This window comes from Raoultella sp., assembly GCF_039594335.1.
Taxonomy (GTDB): domain Bacteria; phylum Pseudomonadota; class Gammaproteobacteria; order Enterobacterales; family Enterobacteriaceae; genus Klebsiella.
Genome location: NZ_JBCNNS010000248.1, coordinates 1 through 3,565 on the forward strand (window position 1 = coordinate 1; position 3,565 = coordinate 3,565).

Annotated in this window: 4 protein-coding genes; 3 read left to right on the plus strand and 1 reads right to left on the minus strand. The window is 59.7% G+C overall.

The window, feature by feature from the left end:
- The 3 genes from ACZAHD_RS22410 to ACZAHD_RS22420 all read left to right on the plus strand — a co-directional run.
- Window positions 1-769 (plus strand): branched-chain amino acid ABC transporter substrate-binding protein (locus ACZAHD_RS22410; protein ID WP_462458694.1); only part of this gene is annotated, 769 nt, incomplete at its 5' end.
- 17 nt (window positions 770-786) lie between these two features.
- The gene (locus ACZAHD_RS22415; RefSeq protein WP_462458695.1) at window positions 787-1,269 is read left to right on the plus strand and encodes an L-2-amino-thiazoline-4-carboxylic acid hydrolase; all 483 of its coding nucleotides are present in this window, start codon (window positions 787-789) and stop codon (window positions 1,267-1,269) included.
- On the plus strand, window positions 1,266-2,507 hold the full coding sequence (locus ACZAHD_RS22420) for a Zn-dependent hydrolase (protein WP_462458696.1): 1,242 nt from the start codon (window positions 1,266-1,268) through the stop codon (window positions 2,505-2,507). The genes ACZAHD_RS22415 and ACZAHD_RS22420 overlap by 4 nt, the downstream gene beginning before the upstream one ends.
- A 45-nt stretch (window positions 2,508-2,552) precedes the next feature.
- On the opposite strand, the gene ACZAHD_RS22425 is transcribed toward ACZAHD_RS22420, so the two are convergent.
- Window positions 2,553-3,565, minus strand: a 1,013-nt coding sequence (locus ACZAHD_RS22425; protein WP_462458697.1) for an ABC transporter permease, incomplete at its 5' end; no start/stop codon positions are given.

Below are 3,565 nucleotides of genomic sequence, written 5' to 3' on the forward strand. Positions count from 1 at the left end.
AGTCGCTACCGGACACGCCTATACCAGACAGGGCTTTGATACCAGCTTCCGCGTGATGGGCCACGACGATGACGGCGGCCAGTTTGCCGGACAGTACGCGGTGCAAACCCTGAAGGCCAAACGCATCGCGGTTATCGATGACCGTACCGCCTTCGGTCAGGGTCTGGCGGACGAGTTTATTAAATCGCTGGAGGCGCAGGGAGTGAAGATCGTTGACCGCCAGTATGTTGACGACAAAACGGTGGACTTCAGCGCTGTACTGACCGCGATCCGCAGCAAAAATGCCGATCTGATTTTCTTCGGTGGCGTCGATAGCCAGGCCGCTCCGCTGGCGCGCCGTATCAAACAGCTGGGCATGAACGCCACCCTGATGGGGGCCGGCGGCTTCGTCAGCCAGACCTTCCTCCAGCTGGCACAGAAAGAGGGAAACGGCGTGGTGGCGCTGGAACCGGGATTGCCGGTCGAACAGATGCCGGGCGGTAAAGCCTTTGAGCAGGCCTATCAGTCGCGCTATCACACCCATATCGAACTGCACGCGCCGTTCGCCTATGACGCCACCCGCGTGCTGGTCGCAGCAATGGAAAAAGCCGACTCCGTCGACCCGGCAGACTACCTGCCCGCCCTGCGCGCCATTAACTACTCCGGCGTCACCGGACAAATCGCCTTTGATAAAGAGGGCAACCTGAAATCGCCAACCTTTACCGTTTACAAAGTTGTCGACGGTAAATGGCAGCCGCAAACCGTACTCGGCGGCGCAACAACGAAGTAACGCAGTGAGGCAATGTGATGAGTGATAATAACGAGCTGGGCATTCTCGCCCGCCGCAAAATTGAAGCCGAAATTATTAAGCCGATTTACGCCATTCTGGTACGCGAGATAGGCAAGGTTCGCGCCCAGGCAATCATCGGCGAAGCCATTGAAAACGCGGCCATTGAGGCGGGAAAAGCGTTTGCCCGCCAGGAGCCGGACGGCGCGAACATCCAGAGCTTTGTCGCCCTGCAACATTTGTGGGAAAAGGACAATGCGCTGGAGGTCAAGGTGCTGGACGCCGACGACCAGCAGTATAACTACAACGTCAACCGCTGCCGCTACGCCGAGATGTACCACGAAATGGGCCTTGGAGAGATTGGTCACCTGCTCTCCTGCGCCCGCGACGATAAGTTTATCGTCGGCTACGCCCCGGAGGTGGAGCTGACCCGCACCACCACCATTATGCAGGGCGGTAAGTGCTGCGACTTCCGCTACCGCGTGAAAAAGGACAAGCCATGATAGCCATCAACGCTGAACGTTTGTGGTCAACCCTGAACGAGATGGCGAGAATTGGGGCGACGCCGGCCGGCGGCGTCACCCGGCTGACACTGAGCGACGAGGACCGCCAGGCGCGCGATCTGTTGCGCCAGTGGGCGCGGGAAGCCGGTTTTCCCTGCGAAGTCGATAGCATGGGGAATATGTTTATCCGCCGTGCCGGTAAACATTCGCAGCTGGCCCCGGTATTGACCGGTTCGCACGTCGATTCCCAGCCGCTCGGCGGCCGCTATGACGGCATTTACGGCGTGCTGGCCGGGCTGGAGGCGCTGCGCACCCTCAGCGATCGTGGCATTGAGACCGAACGCGATCTCGTGCTGGTCAACTGGACCAATGAAGAAGGGGCGCGCTTTGCCCCGGCGATGCTCGCCTCCGGCGTGTGGGCCGGGCAGTTCAGCGAAGCTTTCGCGCTGTCCCGTGAAGATCGCGACGGCATCAGCGTCGGCGCGGCGCTGGAGGCTATCGGCTACCGCGGCGAACGCCCGGCGGCCGCGTTCCCGGTTCATGCCTGTTATGAGGTCCATATCGAACAGGGGCCGATTCTGGAAGAAGAAGGGGTGGATATCGGGCTGGTGGAATCGGCCATGGGCCAGCGCTGGTTCAACGTCACGCTGGAGGGCTTTTCCGCCCACGCGGGCACCACGCCGATGGCCAGCCGTCGGGATGCGCTGACCGCTTTCGCCGAGCTGGCGCTGGCGGTGGAGCAAATCGGCCTCGCCCACACCCTCGATGGTCGGGCAACGATTGGCATGGCACAGGTGATACCGGGATCGCGCAATGTGGTCCCGGGGCGCGTGGCGTGCAGCGTCGAATTTCGTCATCCGCAAACCCCGGCGCTGGAAGCGATGGAGCGGGGGCTGCATCTCGCTGCTGAAGCGCTGGCAGGGCGCGGTGTAGCGGCAAACGTCGAGCGAATTTTCGATTACGCCCCCATTGCCTTTGACGCCGGGTGCCTTGCACGCAGCCAGCAGGCGGCAAAAGCGCTGGGCTACAGCGCCCGACGAATGGTCTCCGGCGCCGGTCACGATACCTGCTATATCAGCAAGGTCGCGCCCGCCAGCATGATTTTCATCCCCTGCGCGAAAGGGATTAGCCATAACGAGGCGGAAAACATTCTGCCCATATGGGCAGAAAAAGGGGCCAACGTGCTGCTCAACAGTTTACGCCTGGCCGCCGATGAGCCGGAACCGGACGCGGCGTAGAAAGTCATAGAGCCCGCGACAGCTCAGGCCGCGGGCTCTTACCGGTTAATGCTTCTTGCGGTTACGGCGCATGTCTATCGTCACCGCCGCAACAATAATCATCCCTTTGATAATATCCTGAACGTAAGCATCGACCCCGACGAAGGTGAATCCGCTTTTGATTAAACCGAGAATCATCGCGCCAATCAGGGTGCCGGTGATACGGCCGACGCCGCCCATCAGGCTGCTGCCGCCGATAACGGCCGCTGCGATAGCGTCCAGTTCGTAGGACATCCCCATACTGGACTGCCCGCTGCTGACGCGCGCCGCCAGCACCACTCCGGCCAGTCCCGACAGTGCGCCAGCGATGGTATACACGATAACCAGATACTTATTCACCTTGATGCCGGACACTTTTGCCGAGGTCATGTTGCCGCCGATGGCGTAAACATATTTACCGTAACGGGTGTGTTTCAGGGCGATGTGAAACAGGGCGGCAATCACGAAGAAAATAATCACCGGCATCGCCCCCTGACCAATCGATGTAAAGCTGTCGGACAAGAAGCTGATAGGATTTCCCTGGGTGTAATATTGTGCCAGGCCGCGGGCGGAAACCATCATCCCGAGAGTGGCGATAAACGGCGGAATCCCGGTCCGGGTGACCAAAAAGCCGTTGGTTAATCCGCAGATCAGCCCAACGCCGATCCCGGCGCAAATGGGAATGACCGCCGGCAGGTTAACCAGCGACGGGAACATCGGCGTCAGACTATCCGAGGTTTGCGCCAGGCTTGCCGCCACCACGGCAGCAAGGGCAATGACCGATCCGGAGGAGAGGTCAATCCCGGTGGTAATAATGACCTGCGTTACGCCGACGGCGATAATCCCGATAATGGCGACCTGTAGAACAATTAACACCAGACGGTTAGTGTTCATCAGGAAAGACTGGTCGCGGACCAACCAGCCGGCAATTTCAAATGTCAGGGCGATAACCACCATGACAATAAAGATGCCGGTATCTTTCGGCAATTTATGCCGTAAATTAGCGAGGAAAGAGGATCGCTCATTTGCAGCGGTTGCGG